The sequence below is a fragment of the Microbacterium sp. P03 genome, from assembly GCF_043556235.1.
Lineage (GTDB): Bacteria > Actinomycetota > Actinomycetes > Actinomycetales > Microbacteriaceae > Microbacterium.
In genome coordinates this window covers 1-24,758 of record NZ_JBIGIM010000005.1, presented here as the reverse complement: position 1 = coordinate 24,758, position 24,758 = coordinate 1, and the positions used below count along the sequence as shown (strand labels likewise).

At 66.8% G+C, this 24,758-nt stretch carries 37 protein-coding genes; 35 read left to right on the top strand and 2 right to left on the bottom strand.

Annotated features, from left to right (window positions below; all coding sequences use genetic code 11):
• The first annotated feature begins 29 nt into the window (after nt 1–29).
• The 33 genes from ACFXOO_RS13145 to ACFXOO_RS12985 all read left to right on the top strand — a co-directional run bounded on the left by ACFXOO_RS13145 (nt 30) and on the right by ACFXOO_RS12985 (nt 19,339).
• Entirely contained in the window at nt 30–245 is a 216-nt protein-coding gene (locus tag ACFXOO_RS13145; protein ID WP_378841553.1) for a hypothetical protein, read from the top strand.
• Nucleotides 246–732: 487 nt separating this feature from the next.
• Nucleotides 733–1,041, top strand: coding sequence for a 30S ribosomal protein S10 (rpsJ, locus tag ACFXOO_RS13140; RefSeq protein ID WP_378841551.1), 309 nt, complete (start codon nt 733–735; stop codon nt 1,039–1,041).
• Between the two features lie 8 nt (nt 1,042–1,049).
• Nucleotides 1,050–1,709 (top strand): 50S ribosomal protein L3, encoded by a 660-nt coding sequence (gene rplC / locus ACFXOO_RS13135; RefSeq protein WP_378841549.1) that lies wholly within the window; start codon nt 1,050–1,052, stop codon nt 1,707–1,709.
• A 4-nt stretch (nt 1,710–1,713) separates the two neighbouring features.
• A complete protein-coding gene (rplD, locus tag ACFXOO_RS13130; RefSeq protein ID WP_378841547.1) occupies nt 1,714–2,388 on the top strand; it encodes a 50S ribosomal protein L4 in 675 nt (224 codons plus the stop codon).
• Nucleotides 2,385–2,684 carry a 50S ribosomal protein L23 gene (gene rplW, locus ACFXOO_RS13125; RefSeq protein ID WP_378841545.1) on the top strand — a complete coding sequence of 100 codons (300 nt, stop codon included), beginning with the start codon at nt 2,385–2,387 and terminating at the stop codon, nt 2,682–2,684. Before rplD ends, rplW begins: the two co-directional genes overlap by 4 nt.
• 26 nt (nt 2,685–2,710) lie before the next feature.
• Entirely contained in the window at nt 2,711–3,550 is an 840-nt protein-coding gene (rplB, locus tag ACFXOO_RS13120; protein WP_378841543.1) for a 50S ribosomal protein L2, read from the top strand.
• A gap of 12 nt (nt 3,551–3,562) precedes the next feature.
• A complete protein-coding gene (rpsS, locus tag ACFXOO_RS13115) occupies nt 3,563–3,844 on the top strand; it encodes a 30S ribosomal protein S19 (protein ID WP_378841541.1) in 282 nt (93 codons plus the stop codon).
• Between the two features lie 24 nt (nt 3,845–3,868).
• A complete protein-coding gene (gene rplV, locus ACFXOO_RS13110; protein WP_378841539.1) occupies nt 3,869–4,264 on the top strand; it encodes a 50S ribosomal protein L22 in 396 nt (131 codons plus the stop codon).
• Nucleotides 4,264–5,025 carry a 30S ribosomal protein S3 gene (gene rpsC, locus ACFXOO_RS13105; protein WP_378841537.1) on the top strand — a complete coding sequence of 254 codons (762 nt, stop codon included), beginning with the start codon at nt 4,264–4,266 and terminating at the stop codon, nt 5,023–5,025. The genes rplV and rpsC overlap by 1 nt, the downstream gene beginning before the upstream one ends.
• Complete coding sequence (gene rplP, locus ACFXOO_RS13100; protein WP_378841535.1) at nt 5,025–5,444, top strand: 50S ribosomal protein L16; 420 nt, start codon at nt 5,025–5,027, stop codon at nt 5,442–5,444. The genes rpsC and rplP overlap by 1 nt, the downstream gene beginning before the upstream one ends.
• On the top strand, nt 5,444–5,758 hold the full coding sequence (rpmC, locus tag ACFXOO_RS13095; protein ID WP_378841533.1) for a 50S ribosomal protein L29: 315 nt from the start codon (nt 5,444–5,446) through the stop codon (nt 5,756–5,758). The genes rplP and rpmC overlap by 1 nt, the downstream gene beginning before the upstream one ends.
• A 98-nt stretch (nt 5,759–5,856) precedes the next feature.
• Nucleotides 5,857–6,159, top strand: coding sequence for a 30S ribosomal protein S17 (rpsQ, locus tag ACFXOO_RS13090; RefSeq protein WP_378841722.1), 303 nt, complete (start codon nt 5,857–5,859; stop codon nt 6,157–6,159).
• Nucleotides 6,160–6,193: 34 nt separating this feature from the next.
• A complete protein-coding gene (gene rplN, locus ACFXOO_RS13085; protein WP_378841531.1) occupies nt 6,194–6,562 on the top strand; it encodes a 50S ribosomal protein L14 in 369 nt (122 codons plus the stop codon).
• A gap of 2 nt (nt 6,563–6,564) precedes the next feature.
• A complete protein-coding gene (rplX, locus tag ACFXOO_RS13080; RefSeq protein WP_378841529.1) occupies nt 6,565–6,924 on the top strand; it encodes a 50S ribosomal protein L24 in 360 nt (119 codons plus the stop codon).
• Nucleotides 6,924–7,514, top strand: coding sequence for a 50S ribosomal protein L5 (rplE, locus tag ACFXOO_RS13075; protein WP_378841527.1), 591 nt, complete (start codon nt 6,924–6,926; stop codon nt 7,512–7,514). Before rplX ends, rplE begins: the two co-directional genes overlap by 1 nt.
• A 96-nt stretch (nt 7,515–7,610) precedes the next feature.
• The gene (gene rpsH, locus ACFXOO_RS13070) at nt 7,611–8,009 is read left to right on the top strand and encodes a 30S ribosomal protein S8 (protein WP_378841525.1); all 399 of its coding nucleotides are present in this window, start codon (nt 7,611–7,613) and stop codon (nt 8,007–8,009) included.
• Between the two features lie 7 nt (nt 8,010–8,016).
• The gene (gene rplF, locus ACFXOO_RS13065) at nt 8,017–8,553 is read left to right on the top strand and encodes a 50S ribosomal protein L6 (RefSeq protein WP_378841523.1); all 537 of its coding nucleotides are present in this window, start codon (nt 8,017–8,019) and stop codon (nt 8,551–8,553) included.
• 2 nt (nt 8,554–8,555) lie between these two features.
• Nucleotides 8,556–8,915 (top strand): 50S ribosomal protein L18, encoded by a 360-nt coding sequence (rplR, locus tag ACFXOO_RS13060; protein ID WP_378841521.1) that lies wholly within the window; start codon nt 8,556–8,558, stop codon nt 8,913–8,915.
• A 20-nt stretch (nt 8,916–8,935) separates the two neighbouring features.
• On the top strand, nt 8,936–9,619 hold the full coding sequence (gene rpsE, locus ACFXOO_RS13055; protein WP_394563820.1) for a 30S ribosomal protein S5: 684 nt from the start codon (nt 8,936–8,938) through the stop codon (nt 9,617–9,619).
• Nucleotides 9,619–9,804 carry a 50S ribosomal protein L30 gene (gene rpmD / locus ACFXOO_RS13050; protein WP_091484804.1) on the top strand — a complete coding sequence of 62 codons (186 nt, stop codon included), beginning with the start codon at nt 9,619–9,621 and terminating at the stop codon, nt 9,802–9,804. The genes rpsE and rpmD overlap by 1 nt, the downstream gene beginning before the upstream one ends.
• Entirely contained in the window at nt 9,804–10,364 is a 561-nt protein-coding gene (rplO, locus tag ACFXOO_RS13045) for a 50S ribosomal protein L15 (protein ID WP_378841517.1), read from the top strand. The genes rpmD and rplO overlap by 1 nt, the downstream gene beginning before the upstream one ends.
• A 99-nt stretch (nt 10,365–10,463) precedes the next feature.
• Complete coding sequence (secY, locus tag ACFXOO_RS13040; protein ID WP_378841515.1) at nt 10,464–11,786, top strand: preprotein translocase subunit SecY; 1,323 nt, start codon at nt 10,464–10,466, stop codon at nt 11,784–11,786.
• Nucleotides 11,783–12,418: an adenylate kinase gene (locus ACFXOO_RS13035; RefSeq protein WP_394563819.1), complete on the top strand. Its 636-nt coding sequence runs from the start codon at nt 11,783–11,785 to the stop codon at nt 12,416–12,418. Before secY ends, ACFXOO_RS13035 begins: the two co-directional genes overlap by 4 nt.
• Before the next feature lies 1 nt (nt 12,419).
• On the top strand, nt 12,420–13,256 hold the full coding sequence (gene map / locus ACFXOO_RS13030) for a type I methionyl aminopeptidase (RefSeq protein ID WP_378841511.1): 837 nt from the start codon (nt 12,420–12,422) through the stop codon (nt 13,254–13,256).
• 10 nt (nt 13,257–13,266) lie between these two features.
• On the top strand, nt 13,267–13,950 hold the full coding sequence (locus ACFXOO_RS13025; protein WP_378841509.1) for a DsbA family protein: 684 nt from the start codon (nt 13,267–13,269) through the stop codon (nt 13,948–13,950).
• 267 nt (nt 13,951–14,217) lie between these two features.
• Nucleotides 14,218–14,439, top strand: a complete 222-nt coding sequence (gene infA / locus ACFXOO_RS13020; protein WP_017201569.1) for a translation initiation factor IF-1 — start codon at nt 14,218–14,220, stop codon at nt 14,437–14,439.
• A 79-nt stretch (nt 14,440–14,518) separates the two neighbouring features.
• The gene (gene rpmJ / locus ACFXOO_RS13015; protein ID WP_378841507.1) at nt 14,519–14,635 is read left to right on the top strand and encodes a 50S ribosomal protein L36; all 117 of its coding nucleotides are present in this window, start codon (nt 14,519–14,521) and stop codon (nt 14,633–14,635) included.
• 158 nt (nt 14,636–14,793) lie between these two features.
• Nucleotides 14,794–15,168 carry a 30S ribosomal protein S13 gene (gene rpsM / locus ACFXOO_RS13010; RefSeq protein WP_378841505.1) on the top strand — a complete coding sequence of 125 codons (375 nt, stop codon included), beginning with the start codon at nt 14,794–14,796 and terminating at the stop codon, nt 15,166–15,168.
• A gap of 37 nt (nt 15,169–15,205) precedes the next feature.
• Nucleotides 15,206–15,604, top strand: a complete 399-nt coding sequence (rpsK, locus tag ACFXOO_RS13005; RefSeq protein ID WP_150448852.1) for a 30S ribosomal protein S11 — start codon at nt 15,206–15,208, stop codon at nt 15,602–15,604.
• A 198-nt stretch (nt 15,605–15,802) separates the two neighbouring features.
• Complete coding sequence (locus ACFXOO_RS13000) at nt 15,803–16,792, top strand: DNA-directed RNA polymerase subunit alpha (RefSeq protein WP_378841503.1); 990 nt, start codon at nt 15,803–15,805, stop codon at nt 16,790–16,792.
• A gap of 34 nt (nt 16,793–16,826) precedes the next feature.
• Nucleotides 16,827–17,396, top strand: a complete 570-nt coding sequence (gene rplQ / locus ACFXOO_RS12995) for a 50S ribosomal protein L17 (RefSeq protein WP_378854411.1) — start codon at nt 16,827–16,829, stop codon at nt 17,394–17,396.
• 312 nt (nt 17,397–17,708) lie between these two features.
• Entirely contained in the window at nt 17,709–18,575 is an 867-nt protein-coding gene (gene truA / locus ACFXOO_RS12990; protein WP_394563818.1) for a tRNA pseudouridine(38-40) synthase TruA, read from the top strand.
• Between the two features lie 71 nt (nt 18,576–18,646).
• Nucleotides 18,647–19,339, top strand: coding sequence for an endonuclease/exonuclease/phosphatase family protein (locus ACFXOO_RS12985; RefSeq protein ID WP_378841497.1), 693 nt, complete (start codon nt 18,647–18,649; stop codon nt 19,337–19,339).
• A 17-nt stretch (nt 19,340–19,356) separates the two neighbouring features.
• Here the strand turns inward: ACFXOO_RS12985 and ACFXOO_RS12980 are convergent, their stop codons facing one another.
• Together ACFXOO_RS12980 and ACFXOO_RS12975 are read right to left on the bottom strand one after the other, a co-directional pair.
• Nucleotides 19,357–20,526: a hypothetical protein gene (locus ACFXOO_RS12980; RefSeq protein WP_378841495.1), complete on the bottom strand. Its 1,170-nt coding sequence runs from the start codon at nt 20,524–20,526 to the stop codon at nt 19,357–19,359.
• Entirely contained in the window at nt 20,523–22,133 is a 1,611-nt protein-coding gene (locus ACFXOO_RS12975) for a sensor histidine kinase (RefSeq protein WP_394563817.1), read from the bottom strand. The genes ACFXOO_RS12980 and ACFXOO_RS12975 overlap by 4 nt, the downstream gene beginning before the upstream one ends.
• A gap of 368 nt (nt 22,134–22,501) precedes the next feature.
• Between ACFXOO_RS12975 and ACFXOO_RS12970 the strand changes: the two genes are divergently transcribed.
• On the top strand, nt 22,502–22,972 hold the full coding sequence (locus ACFXOO_RS12970; RefSeq protein ID WP_394563816.1) for a hypothetical protein: 471 nt from the start codon (nt 22,502–22,504) through the stop codon (nt 22,970–22,972).
• A 256-nt stretch (nt 22,973–23,228) separates the two neighbouring features.
• Complete coding sequence (locus ACFXOO_RS12965) at nt 23,229–24,632, top strand: glycosyltransferase family 2 protein (RefSeq protein WP_378841720.1); 1,404 nt, start codon at nt 23,229–23,231, stop codon at nt 24,630–24,632.
• Nucleotides 24,633–24,758: the final 126 nt, after the last annotated feature.

Sequence of the window (24,758 nt, the reverse complement as noted above, 5' to 3'; positions counted from 1 at the left end):
GTCCACGTCGGGCGAAGAAGGAGTGGGATATGGGCATCGATGACCTCGTGAACCAGGGCAAGCAGTTCCTCGATCAGAACAAGGACAAGATCGGCGACGCACTGAAGAGCGACCAGGCCGAGCAGGTGAGCGACAAGGCGCTCGACGCGGCCGCCGAGTTCGTGAAGAAGATCGCTCCCGACAGCGTGGACGAGAAGGTCGACGGCATCCGTGCCTCCGTCGACAAGCAGATCGGCACCGAGTAGGCGTTCGCACCAGAAGCGGCCGGCGCGGATGATCCCGCCGGCCGCTTCCGCGTGTGCGGGCGACCCACCTGCGAAGCGCCTGAGTCCGGGGCTGCGCGACACGCCCGAGTTTGCGACACGCCCGGGCGACACGTAGACTACTGAGGTTCCACATTCCGGCGGTTGCACTCGTGTGCCCCGGATCACTGCCAGGGCAGTGCATAGGCGGCGCTCCGGCGCACAGTCTAGGCCGCGGGCAGCAGGACGATAATCCACTTCTCCACCCGGTTCGCGCCGGGCGCACGCGTGCGTGCCGGGGAAGCGGAGCCGGATGCCTCGGCAGCCGGTCTGACAGCTGAACAGTGGTGCAGCATGCGCCGCGGCAACGCGGTGAACGAAGTGCCTATGGGTGCGGGATAACGGATCCCACACCCCCGTGCGTCCAATGCGGTTCACGGCCCTGATACGGGGCCGGGGACGTAAGACGCGAGAAGAGAGAGAGCAGACAATGGCGGGACAGAAGATCCGCATTCGCCTGAAGTCGTACGATCACGCAGGCCTCGATTCGTCGGCCCGCAAGATCGTCGACACCGTGACCCGTGCAGGCGCGACCGTCGTGGGCCCCGTGCCCCTTCCGACCGAGAAGAACGTCGTCGCCGTCATCCGGTCGCCCCACAAGTACAAGGACAGCCGCGAGCACTTCGAGATGCGCACCCACAAGCGTCTGATCGACATCATCGACCCGACGCCCAAGGCCGTCGACTCGCTGATGCGTCTCGACCTGCCGGCCGATGTCAACATCGAGATCAAGCTCTGAGGTTCGACATGGCTGACATCAACTCAAAGATTTCGAAGGGACTGCTGGGCACGAAGCTCGGCATGACCCAGGTCTGGAACGACCAGGGCAAGCTCGTCCCCGTCACCGTCATCGAGGTGGCGCCGAACGTGGTCACCCAGGTTCGCACCCCCGAGAAGGACGGCTACAAGGCCGTGCAGATCGCCTACGGGCAGATCGACCCCCGCAAGGTGAACCAGCCGCTGACCGCGCACTTCGAGGCCGCCGGCGTCACGCCGCGCCGTCACCTCACCGAGGTCCGCACCGCGGACGCCGCCGACTACACGCTGGGCCAGGAGCTCACCGTGGACGGCGCGTTCGAGGCCGGCCAGCTCGTCGACGTCGTCGGCACGAGCAAGGGCAAGGGCTTCGCCGGTGTCATGAAGCGTCACAACTTCAAGGGCGTCTCGGCATCGCACGGTTCGCACCGCAACCACCGCAAGCCCGGCTCGATCGGCGCATCGTCGACTCCGAGCCGTGTCTTCAAGGGCATGCGCATGGCCGGCCGTATGGGTGGCGAGCGCGTGACCGTCCTCAACCTCACGGTGCACTCCGTCGACGCCGAGAAGGGTCTGCTGCTCGTCAAGGGCGCCGTCCCCGGTGCTCGCGGCCGCATCGTCTACGTCCGCAACGCAGTGAAGGGGGCCTAGTCTCATGGCCGACTCGACTCTCGCGCTCGACGTCCTGACCGCCGATGGCAAGAAGGCAGGCTCCGTCGAGCTGCCCGCCACGGTGTTCGACGTCAAGACGAACATCCCGCTCATCCACCAGGTCGTCGTCGCGCAGCGCGCGGCGGCTCGCCAGGGAACCCACTCGACCAAGCGTCGCGGTGAGGTCTCGGGCGCCGGCCGCAAGCCCTTCAAGCAGAAGGGCACGGGTAACGCCCGTCAGGGATCGATCCGCGCGCCGCACATGACCGGTGGTGGCATCGTCCACGGACCCAAGCCGCGCGATTACTCGCAGCGCACGCCCAAGAAGATGATCGCGGCAGCCCTCCTGGGTTCGCTCAGCGATCGCGCTCGGGGCAACCGGCTGCACGTCGTGGAGTCCTTCGCCATCGAGGGCGCGCCTTCGACCAAGGCGGCTTCTTCGGTGCTCGCCGGGTTCTCCGCGACCAAGAACGTCCTCGTGGTCATCGACCGCAACGACGAGATCACGGTCAAGAGCGTGCGCAACCTCGCGTACGTTCACGTGCTGACGTTCGACCAGCTCAACGCCTACGACGTGCTCGTCTCGGACGACATCGTCTTCACCAAGGCCGCATACGACGCTTTCGTCTCGGCGAAGCTCGCGGCCAAGGCCGACGCCAACGAGGAGGTGACGGCATGACCGCCGTCAACAAGGACCCCCGCGACATCATCCTGAAGCCGGTCGTATCGGAGAAGAGCTACGGGCTCATCGACGAGGGCAAGTACACGTTCTATGTGGACACCCGTGCGACCAAGACGGAGATCAAGCTCGCGATCGAGAAGATCTTCGGCGTCAAGGTGGCCGCGGTCAACACGATCAACCGCGTGGGCAAAGCCCGCCGGACCCGCTTCGGCACGGGGAAGCGCAAGGACACCAAGCGCGCCATCGTGACCCTGAAGTCGGGCACCATCGACATCTTCACGGCAGTCGGCTGACGGCCGGGACAGAGGACTAGAGAACAATGGCAATTCGCAAGTACAAGCCCACGACCCCGGGTCGTCGCGGCTCGTCGGTGGCCGACTTCGCTGAGATCACCCGATCGACGCCCGAGAAGTCGCTCCTCCGCCCGCTCAGCAAGACCGGTGGCCGCAACAACCAGGGTCGCATCACCACCCGTCACATCGGTGGTGGGCACAAGCGCCAGTACCGTGTCATCGATTTCCGTCGCAACGACAAGGACGGCATCGACGCGAAGGTCGCTCACATCGAGTACGACCCGAACCGCACCGCGCGCATCGCCCTCCTGCACTACGCAGACGGTGAGAAGCGCTACATCATCGCGCCGAACAAGCTCTCGCAGGGCGACGTCGTCGAGTCGGGTGCCGGCGCGGACATCAAGCCCGGCAACAACCTGCCGCTGCGCAACATCCCCACCGGTACCGTGATCCACGCGATCGAGCTGCGTCCCGGTGGCGGTGCCAAGATGGCGCGTTCCGCCGGAGCATCCGTTCGCCTCGTGGCGAAGGACGGCATCTACGCCCAGCTGCGTCTGCCCTCGGGTGAGATCCGCAACGTCGACTCGCGCTGCCGCGCGACCATCGGCGAGGTCGGCAACGCCGAGCAGTCGAACATCAACTGGGGCAAGGCCGGTCGCAACCGCTGGAAGGGCATCCGCCCGACCGTCCGCGGTGTCGCGATGAACCCGGTCGACCACCCGCATGGTGGTGGCGAGGGCAAGACGTCCGGTGGACGTCACCCGGTGTCGCCGTGGGGCCAGAAAGAGGGCCGCACGCGTCACGCCAACAAGGAAAGCGACAAGTACATCGTCCGTCGTCGCAACGCCGGCAAGAAGCGCAAGTAGGAGTAGAGGAAGATGCCACGCAGTCTTAAGAAGGGCCCCTTCGTCGACGATCACTTGCTTCGCAAGGTCGTCGTCCAGAACGAGGCGGGTTCCAAGAACGTCATCAAGACCTGGTCACGTCGCTCGATGATCGTGCCGGCCATGCTCGGCCACACGATCGCCGTCCACGACGGTCGCAAGCACATCCCCGTGTTCGTGACCGAGACCATGGTCGGACACAAACTGGGCGAATTCGCGCCCACCCGCACCTTCCGCGGCCACGTGAAGGACGACAAGAAGGGCCGTCGCCGCTAACGCGGTGGCGCAGAGGAGAGAGAAATGGTGGACTCCATCGCACGCGTGCGACACATCCGCGTGACCCCTCAGAAGGCTCGTCGTGTCGTCGCTCTCATCAAGGGGAAGCAGGCCGAAGAGGCCCTCGCCATCCTGAAGTTCGCGCCGCAGAGCGCGAGTGAGCCGATTTACAAGCTGGTTGCGTCTGCGATCGCGAACGCTCGAGTGAAGGCAGACTCGACGAACGAGCACCTGGATGACCAGGACTTGTACGTCAAGAACGCCTTCGTCGACGAGGGTTCGACGCTCAAGCGCTTCCGGCCCCGCGCACAAGGTCGCGCGTTCCAGATCAAGAAGCGCACGAGCCACATCACGGTCGTGCTTTCCACGCCCGAGGTCGCTGACGCGGCTCCGGCCGCCCAGCAGAAGGCGAGCAAGTAATGGGCCAGAAGGTAAACCCGTACGGCTTCCGCCTCGGCATCACCACTGATCACGTGTCGCGGTGGTTCTCGGATTCGACGAAGCCCGGACAGCGCTACGCCGACTACGTGGCCGAGGACATCAAGATCCGTCAGCTCCTCCAGAAGAACCTGGACCGCGCGGGCGTCAGCAACATCGAGATCGAGCGCACCCGTGACCGCGTTCGCGTCGACATCCACACCGCCCGCCCGGGCATCGTGATCGGTCGTCGCGGCGCCGAGGCCGAGCGCATCCGCTCCGACCTCGAGAAGCTCACGAGCAAGCAGATCCAGCTGAACATCCTCGAGGTGAAGAACCCCGAGGCCGACGCTCAGCTGGTGGCGCAGGGTATCGCCGAGCAGCTCACCGCTCGTGTGGCATTCCGCCGCGCGATGCGCAAGGGTCTGCAGGGCGCCCAGCGCGCCGGCGCCAAGGGTGTCCGCATCCAGGTCTCGGGCCGTCTCGGCGGCGCCGAGATGAGCCGGTCGGAGTTCTACCGCGAGGGTCGTGTGCCGCTGCACACGCTGCGGGCGAACATCGACTACGGCTTCTACGAGGCCAAGACCACCTTCGGCCGCATCGGCGTGAAGGTCTGGATCTACAAGGGCGATCTCACCAACAAGGAACTCGCACGCGAGCAGGCCAACGCGCCGAAGGCTCCCCGCGGTCGTGACGACCGTGGTGGCGACCGTCGTCGTGCGCCCCGCACCGAGGCCCCCGTCGCAGAAGGAGCGTCTGCCTGATGCTTATCCCCCGCAAGGTCAAGTACCGCAAGCAGCACCACCCGGGTCGTTCGGGCCAGGCAACCGGTGGCACGAAGGTGTCGTTCGGTGAGTACGGAATCCAGGCTCTGACGCCCGCCTACGTGACGAACCGTCAGATCGAGTCCGCTCGTATCGCGATGACCCGTCACATCAAGCGTGGCGGCAAGGTGTGGATCAACATCTACCCCGACCGTCCGCTGACCAAGAAGCCCGCCGAAACCCGCATGGGTTCCGGTAAGGGTTCGCCCGAGTGGTGGGTCGCGAACGTCAAGCCGGGTCGCGTCCTCTTCGAGGTCGCCGGTGTCAACGAGGAGCTCGCTCGCGAGGCCCTGACCCGTGCAATCCACAAGCTGCCCCTGAAGGCACGCATCATCAAGCGCGAGGAGGGCGACGCGTAATGGCGATCGGCACCAAGCAGCTCGCTGTGAGCGAGCTCGATACGTTCGAAGACCAGCGCCTCGTCGAGGAGCTGCGCAAGGCCAAGGAAGAGCTGTTCAACCTGCGCTTCCAGTCGGCCACCGGCCAGCTCGAGAGCCACGGCCGCATCCGTGCGGTCAAGCGCGACATCGCGCGGCTCTACACCGTGATCCGTGAGCGCGAGCTCGGCATCCGTGCCACGCCCGCTCCCGTTGAGGTCGCGACGAAGGCGAAGAAGACGAAGGCCAAGAAGGCGGATGCCGCCGACGAGGCCGTGAAGGAAGAGGCCGAGTGATGGCTGAGACCACTGAGAAGAAGGCCGCGCCCAAGAAGGCTGCGCCCAAGAAGAGTGCACCCGCGAAGGCTGCTGCCGAGGCCCCCGTGGCCGAGGTCGTGGAGGCCAAGGGTCACGAGAGCTCCGAGCACGACGTCCGCGACGCCGCCGCGCGTGGCTACCGCAAGTCGCGTCGTGGCCTCGTCACGAGCGACAAGATGGACAAGACGATCGTCGTCGAGGTCGAAGACCGCGTGAAGCACCCGCTTTATGGCAAGGTCATCCGCCGCACGTCGAAGGTCAAGGTCCACGACGAGAGCAACAGCGCCGGTATCGGCGACCTCGTGCTCATCAACGAGACCCGTCCGCTCAGTGCTACGAAGCGCTGGCGTCTGGTCGAGATCCTCGAGAAGGCCAAGTAGGCCTCCGGCCCACTTGGAACCCAAGGAGTAAGAAGTGATTCAGCAGGAATCCCGCATCAAGGTCGCCGACAACACCGGCGCCAAGGAGTTGCTCACGATCCGTGTGCTCGGTGGCTCGCAGCGTCGGTACGCCGGCCTGGGTGACACCATCGTCGCCACGGTCAAGGACGCGATCCCGGGCGGCAACGTCAAGAAGGGCGACGTCGTCAAGGCTGTCGTCGTTCGCGTCGTCAAGCAGACCCGCCGTCCCGACGGCTCGTACATCAAGTTCGACGAGAACGCCGCCGTCATCCTGAAGAGCGACGGGGAGCCCCGCGGCACCCGCATCTTCGGACCGGTCGGTCGTGAGCTTCGCGACAAGAAGTTCATGAAGATCGTCTCGCTCGCCCCGGAGGTCATTTGATCATGGCGAAAATCAAGAAGGGTGACCTGGTTCAGGTCATCGCGGGCGCCAAGCCCGAGCGTGGCGGAGACCGCGGCAAGCAGGGGAAGGTCCTCGAGATCCTCACCGAGCAGAACCGCGTCATCGTCGAAGGCGTGAACTACGTCACGAAGCACAACCGTGTGGGCCAGACCCAGCGCGGCACCAAGACGGGTGGCATCGAGACCTTCGAAGCCCCCATCCACATCTCGAACGTCGCACTCGTCGACCCCTCGACCAAGAAGCCGACCCGCGTCGGACACCGTGTCGAGGAGCAGACCAAGGACGGCGTCAAGCGCACCGTCCGTGTGCGCTTCGCGAAGAAGTCAGGCAAGGACCTCTGATGAGCAGCACCACTGCCGTGGAGGCTGGCAAGACCCAGCCCCGCCTGAAGCAGAAGTACCGTGGCGAAATCCTGCAGAAGCTGCAGGAGGAGTTCGGCTACACGAACGTCAACCAGATCCCCCGCCTTGTGAAGGTCGTGGTGAACACCGGCGTCGGCGAGGCAGCTCGCGACGGCAAGGTGATCGATGGTGCGGTCGACGACCTCACCAAGATCACCGGCCAGAAGCCGATCGTCACCAAGGCACGCAAGTCGATCGCGCAGTTCAAGCTGCGCGAGGGACAGCCCATCGGCGCCCACGTCACGCTTCGTGGCGACCGCGCCTGGGAGTTCCTGGATCGCCTGGTGAACCTCGCTCTGCCCCGTATCCGCGACTTCCGCGGCCTGTCGGGCAAGCAGTTCGACGGACACGGCAACTACACGTTCGGTCTGCAGGAGCAGTCGGTCTTCCACGAGATCGACCAGGACAAGATCGACCGCGTCCGCGGCTTCGACATCACGGTCGTCACGACCGCGGCGACGGATGACGAGGGTCGTGCGCTGCTGCGTCACCTCGGCTTCCCGTTCCGCAACGAGGACGCGAAGGCGTAAGACTCTCGTGGACCCGGAATTCTCCGGGTCCACACCACCACAGGTCGGCGGGCGTGCACCGCGCGTCGAAACCTGGTGAACGAAGGAAAAACACACATGGTAATGACAGACCCGGTCGCAGACATGCTGACCCGTCTGCGCAACGCGAACTCGGCGCACCACGACACCGTGTCGCTGCCGAGCTCGAAGCTCAAGACGCACATCGCCGAGATCCTCAAGCAGGAGGGCTACATCGGCAGCTGGCTCGTCGAGGAAGCTCGTGTCGGCCAGACGCTGACCCTGACGCTGAAGTACGGCCCGAACCGCGAGCGGTCGATCGCCGGCATCAAGCGCGTCTCGAAGCCCGGACTCCGCGTCTACGCGAAGTCGACCGAGATCCCCACCGTCCTCGGTGGCCTCGGCGTGGCGATCCTGTCCACCTCCTCCGGTCTGCTCACAGACCGCCAGGCAGAGCAGAAGGGCGTGGGCGGAGAAGTTCTCGCCTACGTGTGGTGACCCCCGAATGTCTCGTATCGGACGTCTTCCCATCGACATCCCGGCCGGCGTGACCATTGCGGTCGACGGTCAGGCCGTGTCGGTCAAGGGCCCCAAGGGCGACCTGTCGCTCGTCGTGTCGCGGCCCATCGAGGTCAAGGTCGAAGAGGGCCAGGTGCTCGTCACCCGTCCCGACGACGAGCGCGAGTCGCGCTCGTTGCACGGCCTCACGCGCACGCTCATCAACAACAACATCATCGGTGTGACCGAGGGCTACACAAAGGGCCTCGAGGTCGTCGGAACCGGTTACCGCGTTGCGCAGAAGGGCGGCTCGATCGAGTTCGCCCTCGGCTTCTCGCACCCCGTGCTCGTGGAGCCGCCCGCCGGCATCACGCTCACCGTCGAGGGCAACAACAAGGTCACCGTCAGCGGCATCGACAAGCAGGCCGTCGGCGAGGCGGCCGCGAACATCCGCAAGATCCGCAAGCCCGAGCCCTACAAGGGCAAGGGTGTGCGGTACGCCGGCGAGGTCGTTCGTCGCAAGGCCGGAAAGAGTGGTAAGTAGTCATGGCCGTGACATCTAAGTCCGTATCCCGTTCACGCCGTCACGCCCGTCTTCGCAAGAAGGTCGTGGGGACGTCCGTGCGGCCGCGCCTGGTCGTGACCCGCTCCGCGCGTCACGTCTTCGTGCAGCTCGTCGACGACAGCCAGGGTCACACCGTGGCCTCGGCATCGACGCTCGAGACCGATCTCCGTGGGTTCGATGGCGACAAGACCGCCAAGGCGCGCAAGGTCGGCGAGCTCGTCGCCGAGCGTGCGAAGGCCGCCGGCGTCTCTGACGCCGTGTTCGACCGTGGTGGCAACCGCTACGCGGGTCGCGTCGCCGCTATTGCGGACGGCGCCCGCGAAGGAGGTCTGAACCTGTGAGTGACAACAAGGAGAACACTGTGACCGCCGAGACCGAAGCTCCGGCCCAGGCGACCACCGAGGCGGCAGCCGCTGCCACCGAGGCGCCCGTCGAGCGTGAGCGTGAGCCCCGCCGCGGCGGACGTGAGCGCAACCAGAACCAGCGGGACCGCAACAGCTCGCGGGATGACAAGAGCCAGTTCCTGGAGCGCGTCGTCACCATCAACCGCGTGTCGAAGGTCGTCAAGGGCGGCCGTCGCTTCAGCTTCACGGCACTCGTGGTCGTCGGCGACGGCAACGGCATCGTGGGCGTCGGCTACGGCAAGGCGCGCGAAGTGCCCCTGGCCATCTCCAAGGGTGTCGAAGAGGCCAAGCGCAACTTCTTCCGCGTTCCGCGTGTCGGCTCGACCATCCCGCACCCCGTGCAGGGTGAGGCCGCTGCCGGTGTCGTGCTTCTGCGTCCTGCGTCCTCCGGTACCGGTGTGATCGCCGGTGGCCCGGTCCGCGCCGTCCTCGAGTGCGCCGGAATCCACGACGTCCTGTCGAAGTCGCTCGGTTCGTCGAACACGATCAACATCGTGCACGCGACCGTCGCGGCGCTGAAGCAGCTCGAAGAGCCGCGTGCGGTCGCCGCACGTCGCGGACTCGAGTTCGACCAGGTCGCTCCGGCCCGTCTCGTCCGCGCCGAGGCTGACGCCTTGGCCGCCCAGAAGGTAGGTGCCTGATGGCCGCCCGGCTCAAGGTGACCCAGATCAAGTCCAAGGTGAGCGAGAAGCAGAACCAGCGCGACACGCTGCGCAGCCTCGGTCTCAAGCGGATCAACGACTCTGTCGTCCGCCCCGACGACGCGCAGACGCGCGGTTACGTCAAGACCGTCGCCCACCTCGTCAAGGTTGAGGAGATCGACTAATGGCCGACAAGGCTGACAACACGGCGAACACCGCCGTCGAGCCGAAGAAGGCCGCCTCCAAGAAGGCCGCCGACAAGGCTCCCAAGAAGGCATCGACGAAGACGGATGCTCCGGCATCGCGTCCCGGCGTGCTCAAGGTGCACCACCTGCGTCCGGTGCCCGGATCCCACAAGGCCAAGACCCGCGTGGGTCGCGGTGAGGGATCGAAGGGCAAGACGGCAGGTCGCGGTACCAAGGGTCAGAAAGCCCGTTACCAGGTCAAGGCAGGATTCGAGGGTGGGCAGATGCCGCTGCACATGCGCACCCCGAAGCTCCGTGGCTTCAAGAACCCCTTCCGCGTCGAGTACCAGGTTGTGAACCTGGAGAAGCTCGCGGAGCTCTACCCGGCAGGCGGCGACGTCACCGTCACCGACCTGGTGGCCAAGGGTGCGGTTCGCAAGAACGAGAAGGTCAAGGTGCTCGGCGCCGGCGACATCGGCGTGAAGCTGAACGTCGCGGTCGACAAGGTCTCCGGTTCCGCACAGGAGAAGATCGTCGCCGCAGGCGGCACCGTCAAGTAGTGCATCACAGGAGGGGCCGGAGTTCGCTCCGGCCCCTTCTGAGTTACCCTGGATGCCGGTGCGCCTGCGCGCTCCGGCATCCCCTCTGGAGGCAACCTCTTGTTCAGCGCCATCGCGCGGGTCTTCCGGACCCCCGACCTACGTCGGAAGATCGCATTCACTCTGGCGATCATCGCCATCTACCGCCTCGGCGCCCACGTTCCCGCGCCATTCGTCGACTTCCCCAACGTGCAGTCCTGCCTCGCGCAGAGCTCCGGCACCGAGGGGCTGCTGTCGTTGGTCAACCTCTTCTCCGGTGGCGCGCTCCTGCAGCTGTCGATCTTCGCGCTGGGCGTCATGCCGTACATCACCGCGACGATCATCGTGCAGCTGCTCCGCGTGGTGATCCCGCACTTCGAGGCTCTCTACAAGGAGGGCCAGGCGGGCCAGTCGAAGCTGACCCAGTACACCCGGTACCTGACGATCGCTCTCGCGCTGCTGCAGTCGACCACGCTGGTCACCGTCGCGCGCAGCGGGGCACTGTTCGGCACCACCGGCATTCCGGAGTGCGAGCAGCTTCTGACGAATGACGTGTGGTGGGCTCAGCTCCTGATGATCATCACCATGACGGCCGGTACCGGCCTCATCATGTGGTTCGCCGAGCTGGTCACCGAGCGTGGCATCGGCAACGGCATGTCCATCCTGATCTTCACGTCGATCGCGGCATCGGTGCCCGTCGCCTTCTGGTCCATCTGGCAGGCGAAGGGCTTCGAGGTCTTCCTGCTGGTGGTGGCGGTGAGCATCGTCGTGGTCGCCCTGGTGGTGTTCGTCGAGCAGTCGCAGCGACGTATCCCCGTGCAGTACGCCAAGCGCATGGTGGGTCGCCGCACCTACGGCGGCACGAATACCTACATTCCGATCAAGGTGAACATGGCCGGTGTCGTGCCGGTCATCTTCGCGTCGTCGCTGCTCTACATCCCCGCACTGATCGCGCAGTTCAACCAGCCGCAGGCCGGCGAGACCGCCCCCGGCTGGGTCGTGTGGATCACGACGTACCTGACGAAGGGCGATCACCCGCTCTACATGGCGCTGTACTTCCTCCTGATCGTGGGCTTCACGTACTTCTACGTCGCCATCACGTTCAACCCGGTCGAGGTCGCCGACAACATGAAGAAGTACGGCGGGTTCATCCCCGGCATCCGTGCCGGTCGGCCCACCGCCGAGTACCTCGACTACGTGCTCACCCGCATCACCCTCCCGGGGTCCATCTACCTGGGTCTGATTGCCCTGCTCCCGTTGATCGCGCTCTCCCTGGTCGGCGCGAACCAGAACTTCCCGTTCGGCGGGGCGTCCATCCTGATCATCGTCGGCGTCGGACTCGAGACGGTGAAGCAGATCGATGCTCAGCTGCAGCAGCGTCACTACGAAGGGCTCCTCCGATGACGAACGCCTCGCAGAACGCCGACGACAGGCGGCCCGCGGCGCAGCAGCCCCGCCTGCTCATCGTCGGGCCGCAGGGCTCGGGCAAGGGAACGCAGGGCGCGCGGGTCGCCGAGATGTTCGGCATCCCCGCCATCTCGACCGGCGACGTCTTCCGCACGCACATCAAGGACGAGACCGAGCTCGGCACGAAGGTCAAGGCGGTCATCGAGTCGGGCGACCTGGTCTCCGATGAACTGACGTTCGCGCTGCTGCGCGATCGTCTCAACGAGGGCGACACCGGCGGCGGCTTCCTCCTCGACGGCTTCCCGCGCAACCTCGCGCAGCTCGGGCTCCTGAACGAGTTCCTGGCTCCGCGGTCCGAGGCGCTCACCGCCGTCATCGCCCTCGACGTACCGCGCGAGATCAGCGTCTCCCGCCTCGCCGAGCGCGCCCGTGTCGAGGGTCGATCGGATGACACCGAGGAGATCATCTCGAACCGTCTCGCGATCTACGAACGCGAGACGGCGCCGATCCTCGACGTGTACCGCGACCACGGCATCGTGGACGACATCGACGGTGTCGGCTCCCTCGATGCCGTGACACACCGGATCGTGGCCGCGCTGGCCGAGCGCGGCATCGTCCCCGCCTCCTAACGTGGGACTGCGCCGCTCGATCTACAAGACCCCCGCGCAGCTGCGGGCCATGGTCGAACCCGGGCTGATCACGGCTGACGCGCTGGCCGCCGTCCGCGCGCTGGTCGCACCGGGGGTGACGACGCTCGAACTCGACGCCGCGGCATCCGCGGTGATCACGGGCCGCGGGGCGAAGTCGAACTTTCAGATGGTGCGCGGGTACCGGCACACCATCTGCTCGTCGGTGAACGAGCAGGTCGTGCACGGGATCCCCGGCGATCGGGTACTCGAGCCCGGCGACATCCTCTCGATCGATGCGGGCGCCGAGTACAAAGGGTGGAACGGGGACTCCGCCTTCACGATCGTGATCCCGGACGAGACCCGCCCCGAGGTCGTGGCCGAGCGCGAAGAGCTGTCCCGCGTGACCGAGGGATCGCTCTGGGCCGGAATCGCCGCGCTGGCGACGGCAGCCCATCTCGGTGAGGTGGGCGCGGCCATCCAGGCGCACATCGACGCCACCGGGCACGGGTACGGCATCCTCCGGGACTACGTCGGGCACGGCATCGGTCGCAAGATGCACGAGGCGCCGTCGATCTTCAACTACCGCGTCGCCGATCCGGGCCCCGAGGTGCGCCCGGGTCTGGCGGTCGCGATCGAACCCATGGTCGTGATCGGCGATCAGGCCACCCTCGTCGAGGACGACGACTGGACGGTCTCCACCGTGGACGGCTCGGCGGGCTCACACTGGGAGCACAGCGTCGCCGTCCATGATGGCGGAATCTGGGTGCTCACCGCGCCCGATGGTGGGGCAGCGGGTCTGGCGCCGTTCGGCATCGAACCTGTCGCGATAAAGGACTAGGAACGGGATTATGGCTACGGCAGTGCGCAAGAGGAATTGGTTCGCGATCTGGATCAGTGTGGCGGTGGTAGTAGTTCTCGTCGCTGTCGCCGCTCTCGTCGTGGTGTTGAACAACGCCGCCTCGGGCCCCGGGACCGCACCCGAGGCCGCGAACATCAACGCCGAGACCGGAGCCATCGCCGTAGGTGAGGGGAGCGGAACGCTCGACACCTACATCGACTTCATGTGCCCCGTCTGCAAGCAGTTCGAGACGTCCTACGGATCGTCGATCCAGGGGCTCGTCGACGACGGCACGATCACGCTGAACATCCACCCGATCTCGATCCTCGACCGCGCCTCGTCGGGCACCGAGTTCTCCACCCGCGCGGCCAGCGCGATGTACTGCGTGGCGGCCGCCGACCCCGACAACGCGCTGCCGTTCATGCAGGCGATGTTCGCGAACGCCCCCGCCGAGGGTTCGACCGGTCTCACCGATGAGGAGATCGTCTCGATCGCCGAGGGCGCGGGCGTGACGGATGCCTCGGACTGCATCACGAACGGCACCTACACGAAGTACGTGGCGTCGATGACTCCGAAGACCCCGGTCGCGCCGGGGTCGTCGGGGATCGGCACCCCGACGATCGCGGTCAACGGCGAGGTCATCGCGAACTCGACGCTGCCCGCGCCGGCCGAACTGGCGTCGCTCTTCCAGTAGCAGCAGCCGGGCTGGGGGCGGCGTGTCACGACCGTTCATGGGATGCGTTGCTGCGGTGCGGAGCAGGGCGAGCGCCCATCGATCGTTCGGTCGCGCACCCGCGATCTCCGCGACACGCCCGAGTTGCCGAGAGTGCCGATAACACATACACTTGATCTTTGGTGCTTGCGCCCGTTTCGGCGTGTCCGACGGAGAAATCCGCGGAACCCGAGCACCACAATCCCATCCAACGCAGACCGACCGGTCTGCACAAGTGTGAGCGAGTGTATGGCGAAGAAAGACGGTGTCATCGAGATCGAAGGCGTGATCTCAGAGGCCCTGCCCAACGCGATGTTCCGTGTTGAGCTGAGCAACGGACACAAAGTCCTCGCGACGATCTCCGGCAAGATGCGGCAGAACTACATCCGCATCATCCCCGAGGACCGCGTGGTCGTGGAGCTCAGCCCCTACGACCTGACTCGCGGGCGCATCGTCTACCGCTACCGCTAGACCGGTCGAGAAGTAACGAGCGAAGAGCGGGTGCTCCGGCATCCGATCATCGACTCGAAGACAGCGAAAGAAGCACAACATGAAGGTCAAGCCCAGCGTCAAGCCGATCTGCGAGCACTGCAAGGTGATTCGCCGCCACGGTGTCGTCATGGTCATCTGCAAGAGCAACCCGCGCCACAAGCAGCGCCAGGGCTGAGACACAGATTTCTCCGGATGCCGCGGCGACGCGGCATCCGGATCCCACAACTGAATACACATCGGCAGCACCAGAACCTCGCGAGAGGGGACACCCCGGGCTGGAGGCCCGGGCACAGGTTCTGCTCCACACCTCCACGACACTCCTAGGAGAGCCGCATGGCACGTCTCGCCGGCGTCGACATCCCGCGCGATAAGCGCGTGGTCATCGCCCTGACCTACATCTACGGCATCGGCCGTACCCGTTCCACCGAGATCCTCACCGCCACCGAGATCAGCCCCGACGTCCGCGTCAAGGACCTGAGCGACGACCAGCTGATCCAGCTGCGCGATCACATCGAGGGCACCTACAAGGTGGAGGGTGACCTCCGTCGCGAGGTCGCCGCCGACATCCGCCGCAAGGTCGAGATCGGATCCTACGAGGGCATCCGCCACCGCCGCGGCCTGCCCGTGCGCGGACAGCGCACCAAGACGAACGCCCGCACCCGCAAGGGACCCAAGCGCACCGTCGCCGGCAAGAAGAAGGCGCGCTAGGCCGCCGCCTGCGCTCAGGATTCAGGAGAACAGAACTATGGCTCAGGCCAAGACCGCCGCGCGCAAGCCGCGCCGCAAGGAGAAGAAGAACATCGCGTTGGGCCAGGCCCACATCAAGTCGACGTTCAACAACACCATCGTCTCGATCACCGACCCGGCCGGCGCCGTCATCAGCTGGGCCTCGTCGGGTGGCGTGGGCTTCAAGGGCTCGCGCAAGTCGACCCCGTACGCTGCCGGTATGGCTGCCGAGTCCGCTGCGCGCCAGGCGCAGGAGCACGGCGTCAAGAAGGTCGACGTCTTCGTGAAGGGCCCGGGTTCGGGCCGCGAGACCGCGATCCGCTCGCTGCAGGCCGCCGGCCTCGAGGTCGGCTCGATCAACGACGTGACGCCGCAGGCGCACAACGGCTGCCGTCCGCCGAAGCGCCGCCGCGTCTGACCGACTCGCGCAGGGTGCGGGTCCTACGGGATCCGCACCCGGCCGGTCGGCACGGTCGCTCGGCGGCCCACACGCATTCAGACAGCGGATGCCTCGGCCCCGTGCCATCGCGGGAACCCCACGGCATCCCGAACAAAACTCAACACCTCACCACATGCAAGTGCCATATAGCGGGCACTTCGCCGAAAGGAACACATAGTGCTTATCGCACAGCGTCCCACACTGACCGAGGAGAAGGTCGGGGAGTTCCGCAGCCGTTTCGTCATCGAACCGCTGGAGCCTGGCTTCGGCTACACGATCGGCAACGCGCTGCGTCGCAGCCTCCTGTCGTCCATCCCCGGTGCAGCCGTGACCAGCATCCGGATCGACGGCGTGCTCCACGAGTTCAGCACGATCCCCGGTGTGAAGGAAGACGTCACCGAGATCATCCTGAACATCAAGCAGCTCGTGGTCTCGAGCGAGCGCGATGAGCCCATCACGGCGTACCTGCGCAAGACCGGCGCCGGTGAGGTCACTGCAGCCGACATCTCCGCCCCGGCCGGTGTCGAGGTGCACAACCCCGAGCTCGTCATCGCCACGCTGAACGACACCGCGAAGTTCGAGCTCGAGCTCACGATCGAGCGTGGACGCGGCTACGTCTCCGCGACGCAGAACCGCAACGAGTACGCCGAGGCCGGACAGGTCCCGATCGACTCGATCTACTCGCCGGTCCTCAAGGTGAGCTACCGCGTCGACGCGACCCGCGCCGGCGAGCGCACCGACTTCGACAAGCTCGTGCTGGACGTCGAGACCAAGAACTCGATCAACCCGCGCGATGCCGTCGCCTCCGCCGGTCGCACGCTCACCGAGCTGTTCGGTCTGGCGCGCGAGCTCAACGTCGAGGCCGAGGGCATCGAGATCGGCCCCGCGCCAGTCGAGACCGTCCTCTCCAACGAACTGTCGATGCCGATCGAAGACCTCGATCTGTCGGTGCGTTCGTACAACTGCCTCAAGCGTGAGGGCATCAACACGGTCAGCGAGCTCGTCGCACTCTCTGAGACGCAGCTCATGAACATCCGCAACTTCGGTCAGAAGTCGGTCGATGAGGTGCGCGACAAGCTCATCTCGCTCGGCCTGTCGCTGAAGGACTCGGTCCCCGGGTTCGACGGCGCTCACTTCTACGGCGGCTACGACGACGAAGCCGTCTGAGCCCCACCCGAATTCTGATCTGGAGTAATTGAGAATGCCTAAGCCCACAAAGGGACCCCGCCTCGGAGGCGGACCCGCACACGAGCGTCTGCTCCTCGCGAACCTCGCCGCCGCGCTGTTCACGCACAAGAGCATCACCACCACCGAGACGAAGGCCAAGCGCGTCCGCCCGCTGGCCGAGCGTCTGGTCACGTTCGCGAAGCGCGGCGACCTGCACGCGCGTCGTCGCGTACTGGGCGTCATCGGTGACAAAGAGGTCGTGCACGTCCTCTTCACCGAGATCGCTCCGCTCGTCGCCGACCGCGAGGGTGGCTACACGCGCATCACCAAGATCGGCAACCGCAAGGGCGACAACGCCCCCATGGCGGTCATCGAGCTCGTGCTCGAGCCGGTGAACCCGAAGCCGAAGTCGGCCAAGAAGTCCGCCGCCGCCGCTGCCGCAGCGCCCGTCGAGGCCGCCCCGGTCGAGGACGCTCCCGCCGAGGACGCTCCGGTCGAGGACGCGTCGGCAGACGCCGGCGCCGAGTCGCCCGAGGAGGGCGCGGCCGCCGAGGCTGCCGCCGAAGACGCGACCGAGGCCCCGGCCGAGGCGAAGTCCGAGTAATCCGATCCCGCCGGCTCGCCCCGGCGACGTTCGACGCGAAGCCCCGCGTGCCCCGTGCACGCGGGGCTTCGTCGTGCATGCAGGGATCCCGCTCGCCGGTCGACCGACCCGACGGCCGCCCGTCCCCGACTTCTGTCGAACCGCCGCGCACCAGCGGGAATCAGCCCCACAGCACGACTCCCGCGTCACGCGGCAGAACTTGGGGACGCAAAGCGAGCGGCGGCGATGAACTGGCTACCCGACCAGCGCCCACGCGGTCGCCGACGTCGGAACGATCGAAGCCGCCGCGCTCGGCGCACGTAGGCTGGGGGCGTGCGTCTCCGCCTCGACCTCTCCTACGACGGCACGGCGTTCCGCGGATGGGCCCGTCAGCCGGGCCTCCGCACCGTTCAGGGCACCCTCGAGGATGCCCTCGCCCGGGTGCTCGGGTCCGACCCGCGCCTGGTCGTCGCCGGACGCACCGACTCCGGAGTGCACGCGACCGGGCAGGTCGCGCACCTCGATCTCGACGAGGCCCAGGTGGCACGGCTCTCCCAGCATCGGGCGCAGGCCGAGGCCTCCGACGCTCTCCTCGCTCGTCGCGTCAACGGCGCGCTCGGGGCGTATTCCGATGTGACCATACGCTCGAGCGCCGTGGCGCCCGAGGGCTTCGATGCGCGCTTCAGCGCCGTCTGGCGCCGCTACGAGTACCGCATCGCCGACGCATCGGCGGGCTACGACCCCCTCGAGCGACACCGGACGACGAACGTGCGCACGCGGCTCGACGAGCAGGCGATGGATGCCGCAGCCCGTTCACTCGTCGGGTTGCACGACTTCGCCGCCTACTGCAAGCCCCGCGAGGGGGCGACCACCATCCGTACCCTCCTGGATTTCGCATGGCGACGGGACGGGCGAGGCATCCTCGAGGCACAGGTGCGCGCCGACGCGTTCTGTCACAGCATGGTCCGCGCGCTGGTGGGCGCCTGCGTCGCCGTGGGGGAGGGGCGGCTCGCCGTCGACGACGTCCAGCGCATCCGGGACGACGGGCTGCGCACGCCCGACGTCACCGTGTTGGCTGCTCGCGGTCTGACCCTGACGGAGGTGGGCTACCCCGCCGATGACCTGCTGGCCCTGCGCGCGGAGCAGACGCGGGCCCGGCGGGACGCGGATGACGGGCGCATCGGCGGCAGCGAGCGATAACCGTCGCGGCGCTATGCATCCCCTTCGAAGTAACCTTCCGGTCACCGGCGCGGGCCTAAACTGAGGGCCTCATGAAGGTCATCTCGTACAACCTCCGTAAGCATCGGGCCGCCGGAGAGCTGACGGCTCTGGTCGAACGCTACAACGCCGACGTGCTGTGCGTGCAAGAGGCCGACACCACCGACATCCCCGAGCGCGTCGCGGGTCTGAGGCTCGCCGACTCGACGAACCGCAACAGGCTGGGTCTCGCGGTGTATTACCGCGAGAACACGTTCCAGCTCGTCGAGGTACGCGCCCTGGCACTGAAGAAGTCGCTGCACGACCGCGTCCTCAAGCCCGCAGAGGAGCGGATGCTGGGGGTCCGGCTCCACGACATCGACGACCGCCGCGATGTGATCGTGGCCTCGTTCCACGCGGCGCCGCTCACGGCGCTCAATTCCCTCCGACGCCATCAGATCAAGACGGCTCTGACCGAGCTGTCCGCGCTCGGCGAGGGGCTGCCGGCGCTGATGGTGGGCGACTACAACTACCCGGTGTTCAAAGAGAATCTCGGACAGAAGGTGCGCGAGCACGGGTACGAGCTGAACCTCAGCGATTCCCGCACGTACACGCGGTACAAGTTCTTCCGCGGGCACTACGACTTCGCGACATCCGTCGGCTTCACCATCGACGGAGTGCGGACCCTCCCGCAGGGACTCAGCGACCACCTTCCGATCCTGGTGACCGCGCGGCATCCCGCGGATACGGCGGTCGGCGTCGCCTGAGCCGCCGAAAGAACGGGTCAGCGCGCCTGCAGACTGCCGATCAGCGTCTGGATGGCGGCACCGCCCGTGCGCTCCCACCGGTCACCGCCGTTGTCCGTGGCGAGGGCGGCCGCCGCACGTGCCAGGTAGACGAGGGCGTTCAGTTCGTAGCCGACAGTCGAGGTCTGCGCCCAGCCGATACTCGCGGAAAGCTGTAGCGGCCGGTCTCCGGCGTCCAGCCCCGCCACTTTCGTCAGCACGTCCCGCAGAAGGTCGCGCACCACGGCGTCGGAGCGGGGGACGACCGCGATGACGACTCCGGGCTCGGGGGTGCCGATGGTGCTGTCCAGCGGGAGCACCGCCGCGATCTCGGCCTCGAACTGCCGGACGATCGCCCCGATGGCCGAGGCCCCTGCGGTCTGACGGACGTCGGCGACGTCATCGAGCACGATCGCGACGACCGACCAGGATTCGCCGAGACGCTGAGCCTCCGCGAGATCGGTGAACGCCGCCCGCTCGAAGGCCTCCCACTGCCCCGCGGCGGGCCGGCCCTGCCGCGAGCGGCGGCCGATCGCCAGACCCAGCACGGTGACGAGTGAACAGGCCATGTAGAGGAGGACGACGAACATCGACGTGACGCGCACTTCGTCGACGCTCGCGTCGGTGTTCGCGAGCTGGACCGTGAAACCGCCGGCCACGTTGGCGAGTCCGAAGAGGAAGAAAGCGGCCGAAGCCACCACGAGCGGGAGGAGGATTCCCGGTCGAGGTCGCGGCACCCGCCACCACTCCACGACGATGAGTCCGGCGAAGGCTCCCGCGGCGAAGATGACGGCACGGCGTGCCACGTCGGCGCCGTCGGCCTCATACGTGACGACGAGCAACGTCCCGGCGCCCACGGCGACCACGGCAGCGATCCACGGGAGGCTGCGCACGCCGCGCACGGCACGCAGGCCGGACCACATCAGTGCGGGAACACCCGCAATCGCGCCGAACGACAGGGGGAGCAGGAGCGGGATGCCGCTGATGCCGCTCGTGATGCCCGCGAACGTGCCCACCATCAGCAGCGTGTAGGCGTACGACCAGTACAGCGTCGCCCGGCTGGGGGACAACAGGAAGGCCACGCCGATCGACAGCATGGCTCCGATCGTCGCGAAGGTGGCCAGGGCGATGCTCAGGTACGGCATCCATTGCATGATCACGCCGCTCATCGCGCGGCATCCGTGTCGGCACCGGCATGCTGGGGGATGCGGACGGTCACCGTCGTGCCCTGACCGGCTTCGCTCTCGATGGTCAAGGTGCCGCCATGCGCCGACACGATGTCGCGACTGATCCCGAGACCCAGGCCGGTCCCGCCGGACTTCTCCTTGGCGTTCGCGGTGCGGAAGTAGGGGGTCATGATCTTCGGCAGATCGTCCTGCGAGATCCCGATCCCCGTGTCGGTGACGGTCACGGCGACCGCATCGTCGAGCACTGCCCCCACGATCTTCACGCCGCCCGCTCGCGGGGTGTACTTGATGGCGTTGCTGATCACGTTGTCGATCACCTGACGCAGGCGGAAGGCGTCGACGGCCGCACGCAGGGGGGTGTCGGCGCGGATGTCGATCGACACGTCGTGTGCGCGCGCGGACGGACGGAAGGAGTCAACGGAATCGATCAGGATGCCACGTAGGTCGATCTCGTCGACCGGAGCCGGGGCTGCCTGGCCCGCGCGCGACGAACTGAGCATCGTCGTCGTCATCTCCAGCATCCGGTCTCCCGCGTTCAGCATCGCCTCGAGCCGCGCCCGCATGCGAGGTGCGAGGGTGTCGTCCTCGAGGGCGAGCTCCGCGGTGCTGATGATGATCGTCAGCGGATTGCGCAGTTCGTGGGAGGCGATCGCCACGAGACGCTCGCGCTCACGCTGGGCGTGCGTGATGGCGGTGACGTCGTGCACGAGCAGAAGCGTGCTGGACTGCTCTTCATCGGCGCCGCCGAGCCGCCTCGCGCTGATCGACAGGGCGCGCCACTCGCCGTCCGGCGTGAAGAGCCACACGCGTGCGTCCTCGAACGTCTCGCCCCGCGCCGCGCGCGCGAACGGTCGATCGGGTATCGGGACGGGCATGCCTCGCTGGGTCGCATACTCTACGGACTTCCCGGGCTGGTTGAGGTCCAACGCATCCAGCCCGTAGAGGCGGGAGTACGTGTCGTTCACCGCGAGGATGCGTCCCGCGAGCGACAGCCGGGCCACCCCCATGTCGACGCTGTTCAGCAGCTCGTTGGCCTGCCGCTCCAGTTGGGCCTGGCGGATCGCCGTCGCTTTCAGACGGCGGGCCTGGCGCCGCTGCAGTCGCCGATAGGCGCGGATCTGACTCATGGCCTGGTGCACGCTGATGGCGACGAACGAGAACGAGAGGGTCACGATGATCGTCCGCAGGGCGTTGGCGCTCGTCGGTGCGCTGGCCAGATCGACCACCATCATCATCGTGATCAAGCCGAGCATCGCGCTCGTCGCGATCACATCGAAGTGGATGGCGACCCAGACGACGGGGAACACCCAGAGGAACCCGAATCGCAGTTCGGTGGTGCCGGCGAGCACTCCGATCGCCAGAGCGTCCAGGAACGGGAGCACGAGCACGGCACCCCGGGGCAGCTTCGCCCACGGCACCGCCAGCGAGGCGAGGGTGATGACGACGATCACCAGAGATCCCACCGTGAAGTGCCACGTCGCGAGGAGCTGCGGGGAGATCGCGAAGACCAGGACGGCGAGGATCAGGATGCTGGCTCCGAGAAGGAGCTGCGTCAACCAGATCGATCGCGTGCGAGAGCTGACGGGCACGCGTATCCGCGCCGTCAAAGCTTCACCTACTGAGGACGCGCCCCCGCTCGTCATGTTTCCGAGTGTAGGCGCTCGCGCGTCCGTCCTCGTGGACCCTGCCCGCACCGGGAGCGGCGCGGGCGTGCCAAGCGCGTCGCGAACCCTAGACTGAGCGGGTCTTCAGTTCTCGCGTCGGTCGCTCGACGCGGAACGTCGTATCGGAGCGGGGGCCCCAGGTGAACGATGTTGCTCGACGCCGGATGACGGCGGGTGCGCTCGCCGTCGCAGTGACGATGGTCTTGACGGGCTGTGGAGCGGCGCCCTGGGCGACCCCGGGAAGCGGGGGGAGCAACGGCCCGAGCCCGAGCGCCAGCCCGAGCACGTCGGAGGTGCCCGCCCCGATCCCCAACGACCTCTCCGGGGGCTCCACCCAGCGCGAACTCCAGGCCGGCGCGGTCGCCGCGAGCGTCAACTACTGGTCGGACCTCGCGATGGTGGACTGGACCTCCGGTGCGCTGAAGCCGGTGAGCATGTCGCTCGAGACCACGATCACCCCGAGCGACGGCCAGAAGGTGTATCTGCAGAAGGCGACCATGGTGGCTTCCCCGTTCAGTGCGGATGGTGCGCTGTCGTCGCTGTCGCCGCAGATCGACTCCGCCAGCGTCAACCCGGGCTATCTCGTCCTCAGCCCGTACAGCTACTCGCAGACGTTCAACGTCGGACCGGTCCCCGCGGAGTCCACGTACGTCGTGCTGCAGTTCACGTACGACTTCCTTGTGCAGACCACTCCGACATCGAACGAGTACGCGAAGCAGACCGCGACGGACTCGGTGACCGTCGCGATCGCCCCGGGTTCCTGACCCGTCGCGATCGTCGCCTCCGTCGGCCCTCGAGTCGCTCACGCACCGCGCGGGCGGGGTCGGCAGCCCCCCGCTGATTCCTTGCGCAAACCTTGCGCTTACGTCCGCTGTTTTCGGGTGATTACTTCTGGCGCGTGCGCCACTCTGGATCCATAGGGCGGGGGGACCGTTCCGAAGACACCCACGAGAACGAGACGAGACCGCCGTGACCAGTATCGACAGCTCGCGCAAAGCGACCGAGCCGAGCGTGGACGAGATGTCCACCGACATCCAGCTCGCCACCGATTTCGAGTCGGTCCTCGAGCACACCTCGGTGCACCGCTCGACGATCGGCTGCATCATCCCCGCGTACAACGAGGAGGAGTCGATCCGCGACGTGATCGAGGGCCTTCTCGCCCAGACGCGCGTGCCCGACGTCATCCACGTGATCGTGAACAACAGCTCCGACGCCACGGTGAAGATCGCCTCCGAGTTCGCCGGCGCGCACGAGATCACCACCGAGCTCGGCGAGCAGTTCACCGAGGTGTTCGTGCACGACATCGGCAAGAACCCCGACAAGAAGGTCGGCGCCCTGAACTACGGGTACTCCCTGGTCGAGGGCTACGACTACCTGCTGGGCGTCGACGGCGACACGGTCGCCGACAGCCGCGCGGTGGAGTTCCTCGAGACCGAGGCCGTGTCCGACACGCGCATCGGCGGAATCTCGGCGATCTACTCGATCGATGACAAGCCGATCAAGGGCCTGATCGCGAAGTTCCTCATCACCGGGCAGCGCACGCAGTTCGCCGCGTTCAACCTGACGAACATGCTGCGCGGACGCAACATGGCGGTGCTGGGCGGGCAGTTCTCCATCTTCGCGACCCAGGCACTGCGCGACGCCATGCAGCAGAACCACCAGTCCACCCCGTGGGTGAAGGACAGCGAGGTCGAGGACTCGCTGCTGTCGCTGCAGATCAAGAGCGCCGGATACCTCACCAAGATCAGCCCCTACGCACGCGCCGACGTGGGCGGTATGACCACCCTGCGCGGCTACGACGCACAGCAGGTCAAGTGGACCTACGGTGCCATCGAGCTTCTGTGGCCCGGACAGCGCGGCGACACGAAGGGTCAGCCGTTCCACCCCAATCTGCGGGTGCGGTGGCTGGAGAACTTCGGGATGCTCGTGAACCTGTTCGTGCGCGTGGCGTTCATCGTGCTCCTGGCAGGGTCGCTCTCGATCAACGCCTTCGTGTTCTCGCCGTGGTGGATCATCCCGATCGTGATGGCGATGCTGCTGAACCTGCGCATGGCCATGACCATCAAGAACTACAACAGTCGCGACGTGATGTTCGCCGTGCTGCTGTTCCCTGCCGAGATCTTCATGTGGATCAGGCTCAGTCACTTCCTTCGGTCATGGACGCGATTCCTCTCCCGCAAGAAGGTGGACAACTGGGCCATGCAGGCCAAGGCGGAGCGCGGCGGCGGCCTCGGCCACTGGACCCCGCTCGTGATCCTCATCGTCGCCGTGATCGCGATGGCCGTGATCTGGTCGATGCTCGGCCCGGTGGTCCAGTCCTCGATCCTGTGGGTCGGATGGCCGATCGTCGGGATCGTCACCATCCTGCAGACCGTGTCGATGTTCACGAAGCTGATCCGCCGTCAGCACGGCTACAAGGTCTGACACCTCCTCGCACGACGGCGGGGGGGGGGGGGGGGGGGGGGGGGGGGGGGGGGGGGGGGGGGGGGGGGGGGGGGGGGGGGGGGGGGGGGGGGGGGGGGGGGGGGGGGGGGGGGGGGGAAGGGGGGG

Bases quoted from the DNA above. Each gene is read 5' to 3' on its own strand.
- ACFXOO_RS13145 (WP_378841553.1), top strand. From the start codon at position 30: ATGGGCATCGATGACCTCGTGAACCAGGGCAAGCAGTTCCTCGATCAG.
- rpsJ (WP_378841551.1), top strand. From the start codon at position 733: ATGGCGGGACAGAAGATCCGCATTCGCCTGAAGTCGTACGATCACGCA.
- rplC (WP_378841549.1), top strand. From the start codon at position 1,050: ATGGCTGACATCAACTCAAAGATTTCGAAGGGACTGCTGGGCACGAAG.
- rplD (WP_378841547.1), top strand. From the start codon at position 1,714: ATGGCCGACTCGACTCTCGCGCTCGACGTCCTGACCGCCGATGGCAAG.
- rplW (WP_378841545.1), top strand. From the start codon at position 2,385: ATGACCGCCGTCAACAAGGACCCCCGCGACATCATCCTGAAGCCGGTC.
- rplB (WP_378841543.1), top strand. From the start codon at position 2,711: ATGGCAATTCGCAAGTACAAGCCCACGACCCCGGGTCGTCGCGGCTCG.
- rpsS (WP_378841541.1), top strand. From the start codon at position 3,563: ATGCCACGCAGTCTTAAGAAGGGCCCCTTCGTCGACGATCACTTGCTT.
- rplV (WP_378841539.1), top strand. From the start codon at position 3,869: ATGGTGGACTCCATCGCACGCGTGCGACACATCCGCGTGACCCCTCAG.
- rpsC (WP_378841537.1), top strand. From the start codon at position 4,264: ATGGGCCAGAAGGTAAACCCGTACGGCTTCCGCCTCGGCATCACCACT.
- rplP (WP_378841535.1), top strand. From the start codon at position 5,025: ATGCTTATCCCCCGCAAGGTCAAGTACCGCAAGCAGCACCACCCGGGT.
- rpmC (WP_378841533.1), top strand. From the start codon at position 5,444: ATGGCGATCGGCACCAAGCAGCTCGCTGTGAGCGAGCTCGATACGTTC.
- rplX (WP_378841529.1), top strand. From the start codon at position 6,565: ATGGCGAAAATCAAGAAGGGTGACCTGGTTCAGGTCATCGCGGGCGCC.
- rplE (WP_378841527.1), top strand. From the start codon at position 6,924: ATGAGCAGCACCACTGCCGTGGAGGCTGGCAAGACCCAGCCCCGCCTG.
- rpsH (WP_378841525.1), top strand. From the start codon at position 7,611: ATGGTAATGACAGACCCGGTCGCAGACATGCTGACCCGTCTGCGCAAC.
- rplF (WP_378841523.1), top strand. From the start codon at position 8,017: ATGTCTCGTATCGGACGTCTTCCCATCGACATCCCGGCCGGCGTGACC.
- rplR (WP_378841521.1), top strand. From the start codon at position 8,556: ATGGCCGTGACATCTAAGTCCGTATCCCGTTCACGCCGTCACGCCCGT.
- rpmD (WP_091484804.1), top strand. From the start codon at position 9,619: ATGGCCGCCCGGCTCAAGGTGACCCAGATCAAGTCCAAGGTGAGCGAG.
- rplO (WP_378841517.1), top strand. From the start codon at position 9,804: ATGGCCGACAAGGCTGACAACACGGCGAACACCGCCGTCGAGCCGAAG.
- ACFXOO_RS13035 (WP_394563819.1), top strand. From the start codon at position 11,783: ATGACGAACGCCTCGCAGAACGCCGACGACAGGCGGCCCGCGGCGCAG.
- ACFXOO_RS13025 (WP_378841509.1), top strand. From the start codon at position 13,267: ATGGCTACGGCAGTGCGCAAGAGGAATTGGTTCGCGATCTGGATCAGT.
- infA (WP_017201569.1), top strand. From the start codon at position 14,218: ATGGCGAAGAAAGACGGTGTCATCGAGATCGAAGGCGTGATCTCAGAG.
- rpmJ (WP_378841507.1), top strand. From the start codon at position 14,519: ATGAAGGTCAAGCCCAGCGTCAAGCCGATCTGCGAGCACTGCAAGGTG.
- rpsM (WP_378841505.1), top strand. From the start codon at position 14,794: ATGGCACGTCTCGCCGGCGTCGACATCCCGCGCGATAAGCGCGTGGTC.
- rpsK (WP_150448852.1), top strand. From the start codon at position 15,206: ATGGCTCAGGCCAAGACCGCCGCGCGCAAGCCGCGCCGCAAGGAGAAG.
- rplQ (WP_378854411.1), top strand. From the start codon at position 16,827: ATGCCTAAGCCCACAAAGGGACCCCGCCTCGGAGGCGGACCCGCACAC.
- ACFXOO_RS12985 (WP_378841497.1), top strand. From the start codon at position 18,647: ATGAAGGTCATCTCGTACAACCTCCGTAAGCATCGGGCCGCCGGAGAG.
- ACFXOO_RS12980 (WP_378841495.1), bottom strand. From the start codon at position 20,526: ATGAGCGGCGTGATCATGCAATGGATGCCGTACCTGAGCATCGCCCTG.
- ACFXOO_RS12965 (WP_378841720.1), top strand. From the start codon at position 23,229: ATGTCCACCGACATCCAGCTCGCCACCGATTTCGAGTCGGTCCTCGAG.